Annotated in this window: 17 protein-coding genes; 6 read left to right on the forward strand and 11 right to left on the reverse strand. The window is 74.1% G+C overall.

Annotation, left to right across the window (positions count from 1 at the left end; genetic code table 11):
* Positions 1-71 precede the first annotated feature (71 nt).
* The 3 genes from IE275_RS01255 to IE275_RS01265 form a co-directional block, all read right to left on the reverse strand.
* Entirely contained in the window at positions 72-1,298 is a 1,227-nt protein-coding gene (locus IE275_RS01255; protein WP_189706495.1) for a PucR family transcriptional regulator, read from the reverse strand.
* A gap of 90 nt (positions 1,299-1,388) precedes the next feature.
* A complete protein-coding gene (locus IE275_RS01260) occupies positions 1,389-3,017 on the reverse strand; it encodes an amidohydrolase (RefSeq protein WP_189706497.1) in 1,629 nt (542 codons plus the stop codon).
* Positions 3,018-3,037: 20 nt separating this feature from the next.
* The gene (locus tag IE275_RS01265; protein ID WP_189706499.1) at positions 3,038-4,537 is read right to left on the reverse strand and encodes an APC family permease; all 1,500 of its coding nucleotides are present in this window, start codon (positions 4,535-4,537) and stop codon (positions 3,038-3,040) included.
* 178 nt (positions 4,538-4,715) lie between these two features.
* Between IE275_RS01265 and IE275_RS01270 the strand changes: the two genes are divergently transcribed.
* Positions 4,716-5,435 carry a TetR/AcrR family transcriptional regulator gene (locus IE275_RS01270; protein ID WP_189706501.1) on the forward strand — a complete coding sequence of 240 codons (720 nt, stop codon included), beginning with the start codon at positions 4,716-4,718 and terminating at the stop codon, positions 5,433-5,435.
* A 16-nt stretch (positions 5,436-5,451) separates the two neighbouring features.
* Positions 5,452-5,934, forward strand: a complete 483-nt coding sequence (locus IE275_RS01275) for a pyridoxamine 5'-phosphate oxidase family protein (RefSeq protein ID WP_189706503.1) — start codon at positions 5,452-5,454, stop codon at positions 5,932-5,934.
* Positions 5,935-6,095: 161 nt separating this feature from the next.
* On the opposite strand, the gene IE275_RS01280 is transcribed toward IE275_RS01275, so the two are convergent.
* Both IE275_RS01280 and IE275_RS01285 read right to left on the reverse strand, forming a co-directional pair.
* Positions 6,096-6,404: a DUF4235 domain-containing protein gene (locus IE275_RS01280; protein ID WP_189706505.1), complete on the reverse strand. Its 309-nt coding sequence runs from the start codon at positions 6,402-6,404 to the stop codon at positions 6,096-6,098.
* 293 nt (positions 6,405-6,697) lie between these two features.
* Entirely contained in the window at positions 6,698-7,144 is a 447-nt protein-coding gene (locus IE275_RS01285) for a nitroreductase family deazaflavin-dependent oxidoreductase (RefSeq protein WP_189707337.1), read from the reverse strand.
* Between the two features lie 137 nt (positions 7,145-7,281).
* On the opposite strand from IE275_RS01285, the gene IE275_RS01290 reads away from it, so the two are divergent.
* Positions 7,282-7,746 (forward strand): nuclear transport factor 2 family protein, encoded by a 465-nt coding sequence (locus IE275_RS01290; RefSeq protein ID WP_189706507.1) that lies wholly within the window; start codon positions 7,282-7,284, stop codon positions 7,744-7,746.
* A gap of 7 nt (positions 7,747-7,753) precedes the next feature.
* Here the strand turns inward: IE275_RS01290 and IE275_RS01295 are convergent, their stop codons facing one another.
* Positions 7,754-8,377, reverse strand: coding sequence for a LysE family transporter (locus IE275_RS01295; protein WP_189706509.1), 624 nt, complete (start codon positions 8,375-8,377; stop codon positions 7,754-7,756).
* 300 nt (positions 8,378-8,677) lie between these two features.
* Here IE275_RS01295 and IE275_RS01300 point away from each other — a divergent pair, with 300 nt between their 5' ends.
* Together IE275_RS01300 and IE275_RS01305 are read left to right on the forward strand one after the other, a co-directional pair.
* Positions 8,678-9,958, forward strand: a complete 1,281-nt coding sequence (locus IE275_RS01300; RefSeq protein WP_189706511.1) for a cytochrome P450 — start codon at positions 8,678-8,680, stop codon at positions 9,956-9,958.
* A gap of 11 nt (positions 9,959-9,969) precedes the next feature.
* The gene (locus IE275_RS01305; protein ID WP_189706513.1) at positions 9,970-10,182 is read left to right on the forward strand and encodes a ferredoxin; all 213 of its coding nucleotides are present in this window, start codon (positions 9,970-9,972) and stop codon (positions 10,180-10,182) included.
* Between the two features lie 9 nt (positions 10,183-10,191).
* Here IE275_RS01305 and IE275_RS01310 read toward each other — a convergent pair whose 3' ends face one another.
* Positions 10,192-11,391 carry a serine hydrolase domain-containing protein gene (locus tag IE275_RS01310; RefSeq protein WP_189706515.1) on the reverse strand — a complete coding sequence of 400 codons (1,200 nt, stop codon included), beginning with the start codon at positions 11,389-11,391 and terminating at the stop codon, positions 10,192-10,194.
* Positions 11,392-11,555: 164 nt separating this feature from the next.
* On the opposite strand from IE275_RS01310, the gene IE275_RS01315 reads away from it, so the two are divergent.
* Complete coding sequence (locus tag IE275_RS01315) at positions 11,556-12,071, forward strand: flavoprotein (protein WP_189706517.1); 516 nt, start codon at positions 11,556-11,558, stop codon at positions 12,069-12,071.
* Position 12,072: 1 nt separating this feature from the next.
* On the opposite strand, the gene IE275_RS01320 is transcribed toward IE275_RS01315, so the two are convergent.
* The 4 genes from IE275_RS01320 to IE275_RS01335 form a co-directional block, all read right to left on the reverse strand.
* A complete protein-coding gene (locus tag IE275_RS01320; RefSeq protein WP_189706519.1) occupies positions 12,073-12,864 on the reverse strand; it encodes an MBL fold metallo-hydrolase in 792 nt (263 codons plus the stop codon).
* A 33-nt stretch (positions 12,865-12,897) separates the two neighbouring features.
* Positions 12,898-13,707 (reverse strand): alpha/beta hydrolase, encoded by an 810-nt coding sequence (locus tag IE275_RS01325; RefSeq protein ID WP_189706521.1) that lies wholly within the window; start codon positions 13,705-13,707, stop codon positions 12,898-12,900.
* A 91-nt stretch (positions 13,708-13,798) separates the two neighbouring features.
* Positions 13,799-14,626: an alpha/beta fold hydrolase gene (locus tag IE275_RS01330; RefSeq protein ID WP_189706524.1), complete on the reverse strand. Its 828-nt coding sequence runs from the start codon at positions 14,624-14,626 to the stop codon at positions 13,799-13,801.
* 95 nt (positions 14,627-14,721) lie between these two features.
* Complete coding sequence (locus IE275_RS01335; RefSeq protein WP_189706526.1) at positions 14,722-15,546, reverse strand: alpha/beta fold hydrolase; 825 nt, start codon at positions 15,544-15,546, stop codon at positions 14,722-14,724.
* Positions 15,547-15,625: the final 79 nt, after the last annotated feature.

Here is a 15,625-nt window from a genome sequence, read left to right on the forward strand (position 1 = left end):
CCCTCAACTTCTTGGACAGGTGTCCACTATAACGGGACACCTGTCCAGGAAGTTCAGCCGGGTGCCGGGTCTCACCCCTCGCTGTAGCCGTCGGCGGCCCGGCGCAGCTCCAGCGCCCGCAGCGCCACCTGCATCTCGAACTGGGCCACCGGGTCCTGGAGCTGGGCGCCGAAGAGATCGTCGAGCTGGCGCATCCGGTACCGCACGGTCTGCGGGTGGACCGCGAGGCGTACGGCGACCTCGCTCGCGTTGCGCCCCGAGCCGAGCCAGCTCAGCAGGGTCTCCGCGAGCCGCTCGCGCTGCGGCGGACGCACCTGCTCCAGCGGGCGCAGCCGGCGCTCGGCGAGGGCGTCCGTCAGCGCGTCGTCGCGCAGCAGGAGCAGCGTGGACAGATGGTCCTGGCAGCGCACCAGCCCGGTGCCCGCCAGCACGCCCCGCCGCATCAGCTCCAGCGTCTCCGCCGCCCAGCGCAGCGACCGCGCGCCCTCCCGCAGCCCGACCGTCGGCCCCATCGCCGCCGGCAGCCCCTGGAGCGCCCCGGCCACCGCCCGGGCCCGCCCCGGCCCCTCCGGGTCGGGCACCACCAGCAGGGCGGGCGGCCCCTCGAACCGGGACAGGAACTCCGGCGGCACGATCGGCCGGTCCGCCGCCCGCGGTCCCGCGTCGATCGCCACCACCGCCACCGCCCGCGGCACCGGCCAGCGCGCGGTGTGCGCCAGGGAGGCGATCGCCTCCACCGACGCCGGCGGATCCGCGGTGAGCAGATCGATCAGCCGCGACCGCCGCTGGTGGAGCTCGCCGGCCGTGTGCAGCCGCGCCTCCGTGTAGCCCGCCGTCGTCGCGGCCGCCATCTCGTCCAGATGCACGAACAGGGCCTCCCCGAAGGCCGCCAGGACGTTGCGCGGCAGCAGATCGGCGTCGACCAGCGCGTTGACCCGGCGCCAGGTCACCCGCGCGCCCAGCCGCAGCGCCGACTGGAAGGCGTCGAGACTGCGCCCCTCCTCCGCCTCCCCGCGCCCGATGCGCTGGTACGTCGCCTTCACCGGCTTCAGATCGCTGCCCGGCCGCGCCATCCGCTCCAGGAAACCGCGCAGCGCGTGGTCGACCCCCCGGTGCACACCCTGCGCGTACGCGTCGTCCGACGGGCGCGTGTACTCCGGGATCTCCGTGCGGATCGCCTCGACCACCTCCTCGGTGATGTCGGTGAAATAGGGCTGTAGATGGGCGTGCAGACCCGCCGGCAGCGCCGCGAACGGTCCTCCCGCCGGGTCGTCCGCCCTCGCGGCTCTCTTGGGCACCCGGCGACGATACCCGCCGGTAACACGCCGGGGCTCATCATCTCCGGACAGTTGCCGGGGCCCCGGCTGTCACCGGCGGACAACGGACGCTCAGGCGTCCGGGGCCGTGTGCACCCGCTCGCCGCCCACGTACGTCAGGGCCACCCTCGTCTCCGCGATCGCCTCCGGCGGCCCCGCGAACGGGTCCCGGTCCAGGACGACCAGGTCCGCGAGCGCTCCCGCCCGCACCTCGCCGGTGTCGTCGAGCCGGTTCACGTACGCCGAACCCGCCGTGTACGCCGTCAGCGCCTGCGCGAGGGAGATCCGCTCGTCCGGCAGGAACACCGGCCGGGAACCCCCGGGTTCGACCCGGTTGACCGCGACATGGATGCCCTGGAGCGGGTCCGGGCTGCTGACCGGCCAGTCGCTGCCCGCCGCGAGCCGTGCCCCCGAGCGCAGCAGCGCCCCGAACGGGTACTGCCGGCCGGCCCGTTCGGGCCCGAGGAAGGGGATCGTCAGCTCGTCCATCTGCGGTTCGTGCGCCGCCCACAGCGGCTGGATGTTCGCCGTCGCGCCGAGCGCGGCGAACCGCGGCACGTCGTCGGGGTGCACGACCTGGAGGTGCGCGAGATGCGGCCGGGTGTCGCTCGGCCCGTTCGCGGCCCGCGCCGCCTCGACGGCGTCCAGGGCGTCGCGCACGGCCCGGTCGCCCAGGGCGTGGAAGTGGCACTGGAATCCGAGCGCGTCCAACTCCGTGACGAATGCCGGGAGTCGGGCGGCGTCGACGAAGCTGGTGCCCCGATTGGCCGTGGCACAGCCGCAGTTGTCCAGGTACGGGTCGATCAGCGCCGCCGTGCCGTTCTCGGCGACACCGTCCAGCATCAGCTTCACACTGCCCGCCCGGAACCGTCCGTGACTCAACTCCGCCCGCATCTCGACGAGTTCGGGTATCTGCTCGGCCCCGCGCGCCCGGTCCCACCACAGGGCGCCCACCACCCGCGCGGTCAGCGAACCGTCCCGGGCGGCGGTGACGTAGGCGTCCGAGGGGTCGGGCATGCCGGGGAAGTTCCCGACGAGGGCGTCCTGCCAGGCCGTGACACCGAGCGCGTGCAGCCGGCGCTGGGCGTGCAGCAGGGCGGCCAGCCGGTCGGCCGCCGTGGCCGGCGGCGTGATCCGGCCGACCAGTTGCATCGCCCCCTCCTGGAGCGTCCCGGCCGGCTCCCCGGACGCGGTCCGCTCGATCCGCCCGTCGGCCGGGTCGGGGGTGTCCCGGGTGATGCCGGCCAGCTCCAGCGCACGGCTGTTGACCCAGGCGCCGTGGTGGTCACGGTTGGGCAGATAGACCGGACGGTCGGGTACGACACCGTCGAGGAGCTCCTTCGTCGGCGTACCGCCCTCGAACGCCTCCATCGACCAGCCGCCGCCGGTGATCCACTCCCGTCCGGGGTGCGCGTCGGCGTAGGCGCGGACGGCCGCCAGGGTCTCCCGCGCCGTCCTCGCCCCCGTCAGGTCGCACTGGGACAGTTCGAGTCCGGCCGGCACCGGGTGGACGTGCGCGTCCTGGAAACCCGGCAGCAACAGCCGCCCGGCGAGGTCCACGACCTCGGTGCGCGGCCCCGCCAGCTCGCGCAGGTCGGCACCGCCGACGGCCGTGATCCGGCCGCCGGTGACGGCCACGGCGCTCGCCCGGCCGTGGGGCGTGAGGACGGGGCCGCCGATGAACAGAAGGTCTGCGTACATGGTCCGTTTCCTGGGAGAGGTCAGTGCGTGGTCAGCAGCCGGGGCGCGTCGGCGTCGGTGCCGGTGCCCGTGCGGAAGTACGGGGACCTGCGCACCCACTTGGCCCACGCGGCGGCCACGAAACCCGACACGATCATCGCGAGGGGGGTGAGCAGCAGGAACCAGCCGTTGTCCGGGCTGAGTTCGAGATGGTCGGCGGAGGTGTAGAAGGACCAGCCGAGATAGCCGCCGAGGCCCAGGAGCGCGGCCGCGCTCAGCGTCGGCAGCACCACCGCGCGCACCCCCTGCCGCCAGTCCTCCCGCAGCAGGCCCCGGAAGCGCACGGCCGCCGCGAGCGCGGTGAGCGCGTACGACAGGGCGACGACGATGCCGACCGCGTTCACCGTCGCCATGATCATGTCGGCGAGGCGCGGGATCACCAGGGCCAGCGCGGCCGTCGCCGCGGCCAGTGCCCCGATCAGCAGGGTCCCGGCGGCCGGAGTGCCGTACCGCGCGCTGACCCTGGACCAGACGGGTCCGAGCGTACGGTCCCGGCTCATCGCGAACATCCCCCGCGCCGTCGGGATCACCCCCGCCTGGAGCGAGGCCACCGCCGAGAACATCAGGGCCACCAGCGGCAGCGCGGCCAGCGGCTGCGAGGCCAGCCGTTCGCCGAAGTAGGCGAGCCCCTGTGCGCCGTGCCCGGCCAGCTCCTCCTCGGACAGCACCCGCTGGAAGGCGACCGAGCCGAGCAGGAACAGCACCAGCATCGTCACCAGCGTGATCAGGCCCGCCCGGGAGGCGTCGCGCGGGTCGCGGACCTCCTCGCTGACGCTGAACGCGGCCTCGAAACCCCAGTAGCAGAACACCGACAGCAGCAGTCCCTGCGCCAGCGCCTGCGCCGACGGCAGGGCGAACGGGTCGAACCAGCTCCAGCTGAACGCGTGCGGCCCGGTGACGATGCCGTAGCCGCAGAAACCCAGCAGCACCACGTACTCGAAGACCAGCAGCCCGGTCTGGAGTCGCGCGGCGGTGCGGATGCCGGTGACGGCCGTCAGGGTGACCGCCACCAGGACCACCAGGCCCAGCAGGGTCGTCTGGGCCGTGGACCCCGGGTCGAGCGCGAGCCCGCCGACCGCGTGGATCCCGGCGTCCCCGGCCAGCTGGATCAGCGCCGAACCGGTCACCGCCGTGGTGTACGCGAGGAACGCGATCGTCGCCACGATGTTCACCCAGCCGACCAGGAAGCCGAGCCACGGGGTGAGCGAACGGCCCACCCAGACATAGCCGTTGCCGGCGTTCGGCTCGACGCGGTTGAGCCGGGAGTAGGCGCCCGCGATGCCCAGCACCGGCAGGAACGCCAGCAGCATGATCGCCGGCAGATGCAGTCCGACCACACCGGCCGTGACACCGAGGCCGATGCCGATGCTGGTGGTGGCCGCCGTACTGGACGCGGCGATCGCGATCCCGTCGAGCACACCGAGGGACCTGCGCAGTACGGGCCGCGCGGGAGGGTCGACACCGTAGGGCTTGTCGGTCATGGCCAGCACTCCGCTCGCGCCGGGGGGCCTGGACGGCCCCGGTGAACGCAGATGAAACCGGCAGGGGACTTAACAGGTCAACGGTGTTGTCATAAGGTGCGCTGTCAGGAGGACCGTGCGGAGAAGTGCCCACGACCCCGCACCCCCCGCATCTCGTACCCGGCACCGGAGGCGTCCCATGACCGAGCGTGTCGTCCCGCCCGACGCCCGTCGGCGCAGGCGGCCCACCAAGCAGGGCGTCGTGCTGTCCGAGGAACTGATCGTCGAGACGGCGCTGCGGCTGATCGAGGAGCACGGGGCCGAGGCGCTCTCCGTCCGCCGGCTCGGCCGGGCCCTCGGCGCCGACCCCAGCAGCCTCTACCGGTACTTCCGGCGCACCGACGACCTGATGCTGGCCGTCGCCGACGAACTGATCGGCCGGACCCTGCGCGCCTGGCGGCCCACCGGCGACTGGCGCGCCGACCTGCGCGACCTCGGCCTCAGCATGCACGCGGGGGCACTCGCCCACCCCAGGGCCGCCACGCTCAGCGCCTACCGGGTCACCGGGCGGGTCCACGAGATCCAGGCCGTGGAGACCATCCTCGGCGTCCTGCGCGACGGCGGCTTCCCCGACGCCGAGGCGGTCCGGATCTACCACACGTTCGTCGACCAGACTCTCGCCTTCGGCGCGCTGGACTCCGCGAGCGTCGCCCTGCCCGACCAGGCGCGGGAGGCGGAGGCAGAGGTGTGGCGGACGACGTACGGGCGGCTGCCCGCGACCACCCACCCGCATGTCGCGGCGACGGCCCCGCACCTGCTGGAGTCGATGCGGCACAGCTCCTACCCGGCCGCACTGGACCTGCTGCTCGAAGCTGCCGAGGCCCGGCTGGCGGCCGTCAGGGGGCGGACCGGCGGCTGATGGCCACACTGGAAGCATGACCCGAGCACCGGCCCGCCCCGCGCGGCAGCGCAAGCACGACACGCTCCACCGGCTGGAGGAGGACGAGGACGCGTGGGTCGCCACGGCCGCCGTGAACAGCGCGGACGGCGACGACGGCGCCGTTCCCTGGCTCGTCCCGCTCTCCTTCGTCTGGGACGGCGCGACCCTGCTGATCGCGACCCCCGCGGCCAGCCCCACCGGCCGCAACCTGCTGGCCGGCGGCGCCGTGCGCCTCGGCCTCGGCCCCACCACCGACGTCGTCATGATCGAGGGCACGGCCGTGGCCGTGACGCCCGCCGACCTGCCGGAGGAGGACGCGGAGATCTTCGCGGGCAAGACCGGCTTCGACCCGCGCGAACTCCCCGAGCCCTACCTGTACTTCTACGTCCACCCGCGCCGGGTCCAGGCCTGGCGGACCCGCGCCGAGATCCCGGGCCGCGAGCTGATGCGGGACGGGGAGTGGCTGGTGGCCGACTGAAACCGGGGTATCCGCACGGTCCGGGGCGGGTGCGTCACCACGGCGGCGTCCGCCTCGGCCGTCGCGAGGGCCCCGCCTCGGCCGTGACGAGGGCCCGCCCGGCCGTGACGAGGGCCCGCCCCGCCGTCGTGCGCGTGCCTGCTCCAGCCGTCGTGGGCGCGTCAGTCGCGGCCGCCCTTCTCCTTCGCCGGCCACACCCCCGTGTGCCGTTCGATGGCCAGCGCGCCGGTGCGGTCGGCGGCGCTGCGGGCTGCCGCGAAGAGGGCGCCCTGGACCGCCGCGGCGAGGATGACCTCGCCCCAGCCGCGGTCGCGGTCCAGGGCGTCGGGGGCGTCGTCCTCGTGGCGGAGTGCCTTCCAGGCCGTACGGAAGGCATAGCCCGCGAGGGCTCCGCCGGCCCAGCCGAAGACGAAACCGACGGGCTGGTAGATCAGGGGGAGTTTCCGCTTCGCGCTCTTCTTCCTGGCCACGTTGCTCTCCTCACCGGTCAGGGGCGACCCGGGCCGGGCCCTCCTCGTCCGCACGGCTGGTCGTCCGCACGGACAGGCCTCCGAACCCGGTTCTCCACCAGCCTCCACCGGGTACGGGGGCCGGCGCGACCGAGAACGCCGGACCGGCCGTCCCGCCCGGAGGCATGGAAGAACCCCGCCGCGACGGGGGAGCGCGGCGGGGCCTGACTCTCCGGTGCCCGGTCCGGGCCCGTTCATGCGTGCCCCGCGACAGATTTTTCTACGGTTCTCCCGCGGGGCGCCGTCCGCCCGCGTCAGCCGGCGGCCGGCTCCACGATGAACACCGGGATCTCCCGGTCCGTGCGCTCCTGGTACTCGGCGTAGGGCGGGTACGCGGCGACGGCACGCTCCCACCACTCGGCCTTCTCCGCACCGGTGACCTCACGGGCCGTCATGTCCTGCTTCTTCGGTCCGTCCTGGAGTTCCACCTGCGGGTCGGCCTTGACGTTGTGGTACCAGACCGGGTGCCGGGGTGCCCCGCCCTGGGAGGCGACCAGGGCATAGCGCCCGTCGTGTTCGACCCGCATCAGCGGGGTCTTGCGGATCTTCCCGCTGCGCGCGCCCCGAGTGGTCACCAGGACGACGGGCATCCCCGTCTCCCTCAGTGTCGTCCCCTCGGTGCCGCCGGAGCTCTCGTACAGTTCCACCTGCTCGCGCACCCACTGGGTCGGGCTGGGCTCGTACTCGCCTTCGAGCGGCATGGCATCCGTCCTCTTCATGATGTGGTCGGTCCGACTGCTGGATGCTTCAACACCGGAACTTCCAGGATTCATCCACCCCGGTTCCCTTACCCCTCGGGTAATCGCCACGAGCCCGGCCCCTGCGGCACAGTCGGGCCATGACGAAGCCGACGCCCGCCCCGACCGCCACCGCCCCGACCGCCACCGCCGCCACCCGCTCCGTCGTCGAGGAGCTGCTGCGCAGGATCGCCGAGGGCGACGCCGACCGGATCGCCGAGCTGTACGCCGACGGCGCCGACTGGAGGCTGAACTGGCCCGAGCAGGAGCACGGACGCGCCGCCACGCCCTGGATCCGGCACCGTGCCACCCGCGCCGACGCGGCCGCCCACTACCGGGAACTGGCCGCCCACCATGTGCCGGGCGAGGCCGGCACCCGGGTCGAGCGGATCCTCGTCGACGGCGCCGACGCGGTGGTGCTGGGCGAGATCCGGCAGACGGCCGCCCCGACCGGGCGCCCGTACCGGGCCAGGTTCGCCCTGCATCTCACCGTCGCGGACGGCCGCGTCGTCCGCCACCACGTGTACGAGGACAGCCTGGCGGTGGCCGACGCGTTCACCGCGTGACGGCGGGCTACCCGAGCATGCCCGCCGCCAGCACGGTCATCACCGTGCTCGACAGCAGCGCCGTGACCAGCCGTCCCCGGTGGCCGGTGAGCATCCGGCCCAGCAGCGCGCCGCCCCCGGCGACCAGCACCTGCCAGCTCGCGGACGCGGCGAAGGCCGCCAGCACGAACACCCCCTGCTCCAGTGGTCGTACCGCGTCCGAGGCGCCGGTGCCGAGGACCAGGGCGGTGAAGTAGACGACGGTGGCCGGATTGAGCAGGGTGATGCCGAGCAGATTCAGATAGGCCCGCCAGGGGTTCGGCGGAGCCGGCAGGGACCGGACGGCGGCATGGCGCGCCCGGTAGGCGCGTACGGCGCTCAGCGCGCCCCACGCGGCCAGGGCCAGCAGCACCAGGGCCGAGGCCCAGCGCAGCGGCACCAGCACCGGCCGCAGCGCGGCGGCGACGGCGGAGCCGCCGACCGTGGCCACCAGGGCGTAGAGCCCGTCGGCGGTGGCGACGCCGAGGGCGGCGCACACACCGGTGCGCAGGGTGGTCCGGGCGGTCAGGGAGACGAGGTAGGTCGCGACGGCGCCGACGGGCACGGCGATGCCGTAGCCCGCGACCAGGCCCGCGACGAGCGCGGCCGTCACGGACGCGCGAAATCGTGCCTACGCGGACGGCCGGGCTGCTGCTGGACCGGCGCCGTAAGGGTGGCGGTGGTCGTCGGCGGCAGCGGGGTGTCGTTCGTAGGCATGGCCGGATCCTGCTGGTCGGGCCCCGCTCCCGGCAAGCGGATTTTCTGTCCGGCCGTCGGAGGAGGGGTTCCGGAGCGGGCGATTCCGGCCAGATCGCCCGAGGGGGTGATCTGGCCGAACTCCGCGTCGCCGCATAGATGCCCAGGGCATCTAATGGCGAACGGCACGACGCACTCAACGTCTGCGAGGTCACCCATGACGGACTCGACGCCACCCCTGACGGACCGGACACCCCCGACGGACCTGTCTCCTCTCACGGACCCGACACCCCCGACGGACGCCCCCGCCACCGCCCCCGTCGCCTTCCCCCAGGACCGCACCTGCCCCTACCACCCGCCCACCGGATACGACCCGCTGCGCGCCGCCCGCCCGCTGGCCCGCGTCACCCTCTACGACGGCCGCACCGCCTGGCTCGTCTCCGGCCACGAGACGGCCCGCGCCCTGCTCGCCGACCCCCGGCTGTCGACCGACCGCACCCGCCCCGGCTACCCGGCGACCTCGCCGCGGGTGGTGGCGCTGCGGGACCGCCGGGCCGCCCTGCTGAACGTCGACGACCCCGAGCACCACGTCCAGCGCCGGATGCTGGTCCCGAGCTTCACCCTCAAACGCGCCACCGCCCTGCGCCCCGCCATCCGGCGGATCGTCGACGAGCGGATCGACGCCATGCTGGCCCAGGGCCCGCCCGCCGAGCTGGTGAACGCCTTCGCGCTGCCCGTGCCGTCCATGGTCATCTGCGAACTGCTCGGCGTCCCCTACAGCGACCACGAGTTCTTCGAGGAGCAGTCGCGGCGGATGCTGCGCGGCCGGGTGCCGCAGGAGGTGCGCGACGCCCGCGACCGCCTTGACGCCTACCTCGGCGCGCTGATCGACACCAAGCTGGCCGACCCGTCCGGCGACGGCGTCCTGGACGCCCTGGTCCATGAGCGGCTGCGGGACGGCGCCATCGACCGCGAAGAGGTGATCGCGCTGGCCACGATCCTGCTGGTCGCCGGCCACGAGACGACCGCCAACATGATCTCCCTCGGCACCTACACCCTGCTCCGGCACCCCGAACGCCTGGCCGAACTGCGGGCCGACCCCTCGCTGCTGCCGGCCGCCGTCGAGGAACTGCTGCGGATGCTCTCCATCGCGGACGGACTGCTGCGCGAGGCCACCGAGGACATCGAGGTCGCCGGGACCACCGTCCGGGCCGGCGAGGGCGTGGTCTTCGCGACCTCGGTCATCAACCGCGACGAGGGCGCCTACCTGGCACCGGACACCCTCGACTGGCACCGGCCCGCCCGCCACCACCTGGCGTTCGGCCACGGCATCCACCAGTGTCTCGGCCAGAACCTGGCCCGCGCCGAGCTGGAGATCGCCCTGCACACGCTCGTCGCCCGGCTCCCCGGCCTGCGCCTGGCCGTCCCCGCCGACGAGGTCCGCTGCAAGCCCGGCGACACCATCCAGGGGATGCTGCACCTCCCCGTGACCTGGTGAGGGGACCCGCCATGCACAGCGGCACACCCATCGGCATCGACACGGACGTCTGCATCGGCGCCGGCCAGTGCGCCCTCGCCGCCCCTGGCGTCTTCACCCAGGACGACGACGGCTTCAGCAGCCTCCTGCCCGGCCGGGAGGACGGCGGCGGCGACCCGATGGTCCGCGAGGCGGCGCGGGCCTGCCCGGTCGGCGCCATCACGGTGCCCGGGGCGGCGCGCTGACGCCCCGGCTCAGCGCCCGCCGCGCAGCAGCGCGCAGACGAAGTCCTCCTCCAGGGCCCGCAGCCGCTCCAGCCGCACCGGGTCCAGGGTCTTGTTGATCTGGGAGGTGACGGAGAACGTCAGCGAGCGGCGGCCGTCCGGGGTGGCGGCCATCAGCTGCGTGTATCCGGGGAAGTTGCCGGTGTGCCCGAGGACGACCCCGCAGCGCGTCTTGTACCGGAAGACGGCCAGGCCCGCGGTGTTGCGGCCGGGCCCGGCCGGCTCGGACGCGCCCTCGATCCAGCGCCGCTGCTGCCGGACGACCTCCTCGCCGTACAGGGCCCCGCCCACATAGCCGCGCACGAAACGGGTCAGGTCGGCGGGGGTGGACACGATCCCGCCGGACGCCCACACCCCGGAGGCGCCGAGGACCTCGCTGAGGTCCTCCGGCGGTCCGGGCGGGGTCACGTCGTAGCCGTGCAGATACGGCCGCGGCATCCGGTAGCCCGACGGGAGGCTGGTGCGCCCCAGACCCAGCGGGCGGTACACCAGCTCGCGCAGCAGCTGCTCGTACGGTGTCCCGGTGACCGCCTCGGCCATCAGCGCGACGGCGATGTTGTCGGAGTTGGAGTACTGGTACCGGCTGCCCGGCCGGAACCGCAACGGCTCGTCGGCCACGTAGTCGAGCAGCCGGCGCGAGTCGAAGCGGTGGCGCGGGTCGGCGGTCAGCACCTCGAGGAACGCCGGGGACTCGCTGTAGTCGGGCAGTCCGCTGGTGTGGTTCAGCAGCTGCCGGAGCGTCACCGAGCCCCAGGCGCGGGGAAGTCGTGGCAGACGCCCCCGCAGGGTGTCGTCCAGCCGCAGGGCGTGGCGGTCGACCAGGGACAGGGCGACCGCGCCGCTGAACGCCTTGGCCGTGCTGGCGATCCGCATGTGGTCGTCCGGGTGCGGCTTGCGGCCGGTGGCGAGGTCGGCGACCCCGGCCCGCACGACCCGGGTCTCCTTGTCGCGCCGCAGCACGGCGATGGCCCCCGGCGGTCCGCCCGGAGCGTCGACGAACTCCGCGAGCCGGCGCTGGAGGGCGCGCTCGTCCACGGGCGCGGCGGCCGCGCTGGCCTCGCCGGCCACCAGGGTGGGGGCCAGCGCCCCCAGACAGAGGGCGACGGCGGACATCGCCCGCAGGCGCGGCCGGAGCGGGCGCGGACGGATTCGGGCAGAGCGCAGAGGCATCGAGGCTCCCGGGGACGGACGGACGCTACCGGAGGTCAAGCCTCGGGGCGCCGGAATCGCCCTGCCTCCCGGACTACTGCACACGGCCCAGGTCCCGCCCCGGCGGTCCCCGGCGCTTCGAGGCCGGACGGGGGCGCGCCCTCCCCGTTGAGTAGGGTGCGCGGGTGACCGCTCAGGACGAGAAGCCGCCCTTCCTCTACGTCGTCGTCTGCGCCGCCGGGATCGCCTCGGGCGTGGGGAAACTGATCGCCGCGGCGCGGGAGCGGCAGTGGCAGGTCGGGGTCATCGCGACGCCGCACGCCATGAACGGCTTCTTCGACACCGCCGCCGTCGAGGCGCAGACCGGCCGCCCGATCCGATCCGCCTGGCGGCGCCCCGGTGACCCGCGCCCGTTCCCCGAGCCCGACGCGGTCGTCGTGGCACCGGCCACCTTCAACACGATCAACAAATGGGCGGCCGGCATCGCCGACACCCTGGCGCTGGGCACCCTGTGCGAGGTGTCGGGGCTGGGCGTCCCCATAGGGGTCCAGCCCTGTGTGTCCGCCACCCTCGCCGCCCACCCCGCCTACCAGGACAGCCTGATACGGCTGCGCGGGATGGGCGTGCGGTTCGGGTCCCCCCACGACGGCGCGGACGGCGAGGAGTTCGGCTGGGAACGGGCGCTGGACCTGGTGGAGTGAGTCAGACGGTGACCTCCGTCGCCGTACCGGGCGGCAGCCAGCGAAACCGCTCGCCGATGCCGTCGGGCGCCTTGGCCAGCGCGGCCTCCACCGCGCCGCGGCCCTCCCGGAAGTGCGACCAGCCCTCGTAGTGCACGGGCAGCACGGTGTGCGGGCGCACCGCACGGCACAGCTCCACCGCCCGGGCCGCGGTGAGCGTGTAGCGCACGGGCCCGGTCAGCGGGAAGCCGACCGCGCCCAGGTGCAGCAGGACCGTGCCCACGGTGAGCCGGCGGCCCACCTCGCGCACCCCCTCGTACAGCACGGTGTCCCCGGAGACCCACAGGACGCCGTGCCGCTGGCCCGGCCAGCGCAGCGCGAACCCGGTCACCTCGCCGACCAGTGGCGCCGACAGGAGAGGGCCGTGCCGGGCCGGGGTCGCCGTCACCTCGACCGGCGGCCGGCCGGGGGAGTCCAGACGCCGGGCCGCCCACGGGGCGAGCCCGCGCGCGTTGCCGCCCAGACGCCGGGCGCCCGACGGTGTGGTGAGGACGACCCCGGCGCCCGGCAGCAGGGCCCGCCCGGCCGCGTCCAGGTTGTCGGCGTGCTGGTCGTGGGTGAGCAACACCGCGTCGACCGGCGGCAGTTCGGACGAGGGCCGGGCGGGTCCGGCCGTCTTGCGCGAGGACGTGCCCGGCGCGAAGGCGTAGCGGCGGCCCGGCGGGTCGAACGTCGGGTCGGTCAGCAGCCGCCACCCGCCCACCTCGATCAGGGCGGTCGGGCCCCCGATATGAGTGACACGCACGTCGGTCATGCGGTGGCCCTTCCCCTCGTCAGGACATGCGGCCTACTTCGCGTGCTCCAGCGCCCAGTCGAGGGCGAAGTCGGCGACCTCCTCCCAGCCCGGCGCGGCCGGCAGCAGATGCGGCCGGTCCGGGTACTCCTTCACCTCGGTGACCGTGTTCGACCTGTAGTGCCGGGCGTTGGACTGGTGCACCTTGGGCGGCATCAGATGGTCCTTCTCGCCCGACACGAACAGCAGCGGAGCCCGCTCGTCGTTGTGGTAGTCCACGTACGTGCTCTGGTGGCCGGGGCGCAGGGTGGCCAGGGCGCTGTCCCAGAAGATGGCGCCGGAGGCGGGAATCGCGTACCGCTCGTACAGCGCCCGGGACTCGTCCTCCGGGAAGGTGTTGGTGAACGCGTAGTGCCACTGGTCGAAGGTCAGGCCCACCGCCCGGTGCCGGTTCGCCGGGTTCTTCAGCACCGGGAAGGCCGCCTTGACCTGGGTCAGCGGGAGGACGGCGACCCCCTCGGTCGGCGCCGAGTTGACCGCCACGCCCGCCGCGCCCAGGCCCTTGTCGAGCAGCAGCTGCACGAACACGCCGCCCGCGGAGTGGCCGATGAGGACGGGCGGCCTGTCCAGGCCGCGGACCAGCGACTCCAGACGCTCGACGATCTGCGGGACGGTGACCCGCTCGATCGGTGCGGTGTCGGCGTTGAGCGACTCGACCTCGGCCTCGAAGCCGGGATAGGCGGGTGCCAGGACGCGGAAGCCGCGCTTCTCGTAGTGGGCGATCCAGTGCTCCCAACTGCGGGGTGTCACCCAGAAGCCGTGGATCAGGACGATGGTGTCGGGCGTGGTGCCGGGGCCGGTCATGACTGCTCCTCTCGGAGGGCCGAAGGGCCGAAGGGACGAAGGGACGAACGGAGGACGGGGCGAAGGCGCGAAGGCGCGAAGGCGCGAAGGGTCAGCGGGTCGCGCGGTCGGCGGCGCGGATCTGCCGGACCACGGAGTCCGGGTGGGACATCATCACCACGTGCGAGGCGCCCCTGACCTCGACGGTCCGGCTGCCGGCCCGCCGTGCCATGAACCGCTGCGCGGCGGGCGGGATCACCCGGTCCTCCGCCGCGACCACGTACCAGGACGGCACGGTCCGCCACGCCGGCGCGCCGCTCGGGGAGCCCAGTCCGCCCACGCTGCCCGGGCGTTGGGCGGTCGCCATGATCCGGGTGGTGGACCGGGGCAGGTCCTGGGCGAACACGTCGTGGAACTTCGCCGGGTCGATGTAGCCGTCCAGGCCGGGCTCCGCGCTGCCGGGCACCGGGAAGGGGCGGCCGACCAGGGCGGGCTCCAACTGGCTGCCGGGGAACCGCCCGGCCAGCTGCAACGCGCTCTCGCCCTCGTCCGGCGCGAACGCCGCCGCGTACACCAGTGCCTTCACGCGCGCGTGGCCGTGTCCGGCGTTGGTGATGACCTCGCCGCCGTAGGAGTGGCCGACCAGGATGACCGGCCCGGGGAGGGTGTCGACGACGCTGCGGACGTAGGCCGAGTCGCCGGCCAGGTCGCGCAGCGGGTTGGCCGGGGCGATCACCGGATAGCCGGCGTCCAGCAGCGAGGCGGTGACCGCGTTCCAGCCGGAGGCGTCGGCGAAGACGCCGTGCACCAGGACCACGGTCGGTCTGGTGCCGCCCTTTCCGGTGGCCGACGCGGGGGCGGCGGCGCCGAGGGCGGTGACCGCGCCGGCGGCGAGCGCGCCGCCCAGTACCCGGCGGCGGGAGGGGACTTCGGGGACCATCGGTGGGGTCCTTCCGTTCGGATGACGTTCGGATGACGTGCTGATGGCGTGCTGATGGGGTGCCGGTGCGATGCCGGTGGGGTGCTGATGACCGGTCAGGAGCCGAGGAATTCCAGCAGGTCGGCGTTCAGCTGGTCCTTGTGCGTGTCCGTGATGCCGTGCGGGGCACCGGGATAGACCTTCAGCACCGCGTTCTTGATCCGGGCCGCCGAGGCCTTCCCGCCCACCTCGAACGGCACCACCTGGTCGTCGTCGCCGTGCACCACCAGCGTCGGTACGTCGACGGCGTCCAGGTCGGCGCGGAAGTCGGTGGCGGAGAACGCGGCGACGCACTCGTAGGCGCCCCGGTGCCCGGACTGGAGGCCCTGCCGCCAGAAGGCGTCCCGGACACCCTGCGAGACGTGCGCGCCGGGCCGGTTGTGCCCGAAGAACGGCCCGTCGGCCAGGTCCCGGTACAGCTGCGACCGGTCGGCCAGCGACCCGGCCCGGATCGCGTCGAACGCCTCCACCGGCACCCCGCCCGGGTTGTCGTCGGTGCGCAGCATGAACGGCGGCACGGCGGAGACCAGAGCGAGCCGCGCGAGCCGGGCGGTGCCGTGCCGGCCCACGTAGCGGGCCACCTCGCCGCCGCCCGTCGAGAAGCCGACGAGGGTCACGTCGCGCAGGTCGAGGGTGTCGATCAGGGTGGCCAGGTCGTCGGCGTAGGTGTTCATCTCGTTGCCGTGCCAGGTCTGGGTGGAGCGGCCGTGGCCGCGCCGGTCGTGCGCGACCACCCGGAACCCGTGGCCGGCGAGGAACAGCTGCTGGGCCTCCCAGCTGTCGGAGTTCAGCGGCCAGCCGTGACTGAGGACCACGGGACGGCCCTGGCCCCAGTCCTTGTAGAAGATCTCGGCCCCGTCGGCTGTGGTGACGTACGGCATGGGTGCTCCCGTCTGCGGGACGTGTCCGACACGCCGATCCTCGTGCGGGGGCGGGGCGGCCCGTACCCCGTGCGACGCG

Origin of the sequence: Streptomyces phaeofaciens, from assembly GCF_014648915.1 — a bacterium.
In the GTDB taxonomy this organism is placed as follows: Bacteria; Actinomycetota; Actinomycetes; order Streptomycetales; family Streptomycetaceae; genus Streptomyces; species Streptomyces phaeofaciens.

Excerpts from the sequence above, each read along its gene's own strand:
- IE275_RS01320 (WP_189706519.1), bottom strand. The coding sequence starts at position 12,864 with ATGACCGACGTGCGTGTCACTCATATCGGGGGCCCGACCGCCCTGATC.
- IE275_RS01285 (WP_189707337.1), bottom strand. The coding sequence starts at position 7,144 with ATGCCGCTCGAAGGCGAGTACGAGCCCAGCCCGACCCAGTGGGTGCGC.
- IE275_RS01310 (WP_189706515.1), bottom strand. The coding sequence starts at position 11,391 with ATGCCTCTGCGCTCTGCCCGAATCCGTCCGCGCCCGCTCCGGCCGCGC.
- IE275_RS01260 (WP_189706497.1), bottom strand. The coding sequence starts at position 3,017 with ATGTACGCAGACCTTCTGTTCATCGGCGGCCCCGTCCTCACGCCCCAC.
- IE275_RS01335 (WP_189706526.1), bottom strand. The coding sequence starts at position 15,546 with ATGCCGTACGTCACCACAGCCGACGGGGCCGAGATCTTCTACAAGGAC.
- IE275_RS01330 (WP_189706524.1), bottom strand. The coding sequence starts at position 14,626 with ATGGTCCCCGAAGTCCCCTCCCGCCGCCGGGTACTGGGCGGCGCGCTC.
- IE275_RS01290 (WP_189706507.1), top strand. The coding sequence starts at position 7,282 with ATGACGAAGCCGACGCCCGCCCCGACCGCCACCGCCCCGACCGCCACC.
- IE275_RS01305 (WP_189706513.1), top strand. The coding sequence starts at position 9,970 with ATGCACAGCGGCACACCCATCGGCATCGACACGGACGTCTGCATCGGC.
- IE275_RS01275 (WP_189706503.1), top strand. The coding sequence starts at position 5,452 with ATGACCCGAGCACCGGCCCGCCCCGCGCGGCAGCGCAAGCACGACACG.
- IE275_RS01265 (WP_189706499.1), bottom strand. The coding sequence starts at position 4,537 with ATGACCGACAAGCCCTACGGTGTCGACCCTCCCGCGCGGCCCGTACTG.
- IE275_RS01300 (WP_189706511.1), top strand. The coding sequence starts at position 8,678 with ATGACGGACTCGACGCCACCCCTGACGGACCGGACACCCCCGACGGAC.
- IE275_RS01325 (WP_189706521.1), bottom strand. The coding sequence starts at position 13,707 with ATGACCGGCCCCGGCACCACGCCCGACACCATCGTCCTGATCCACGGC.
- IE275_RS01270 (WP_189706501.1), top strand. The coding sequence starts at position 4,716 with ATGACCGAGCGTGTCGTCCCGCCCGACGCCCGTCGGCGCAGGCGGCCC.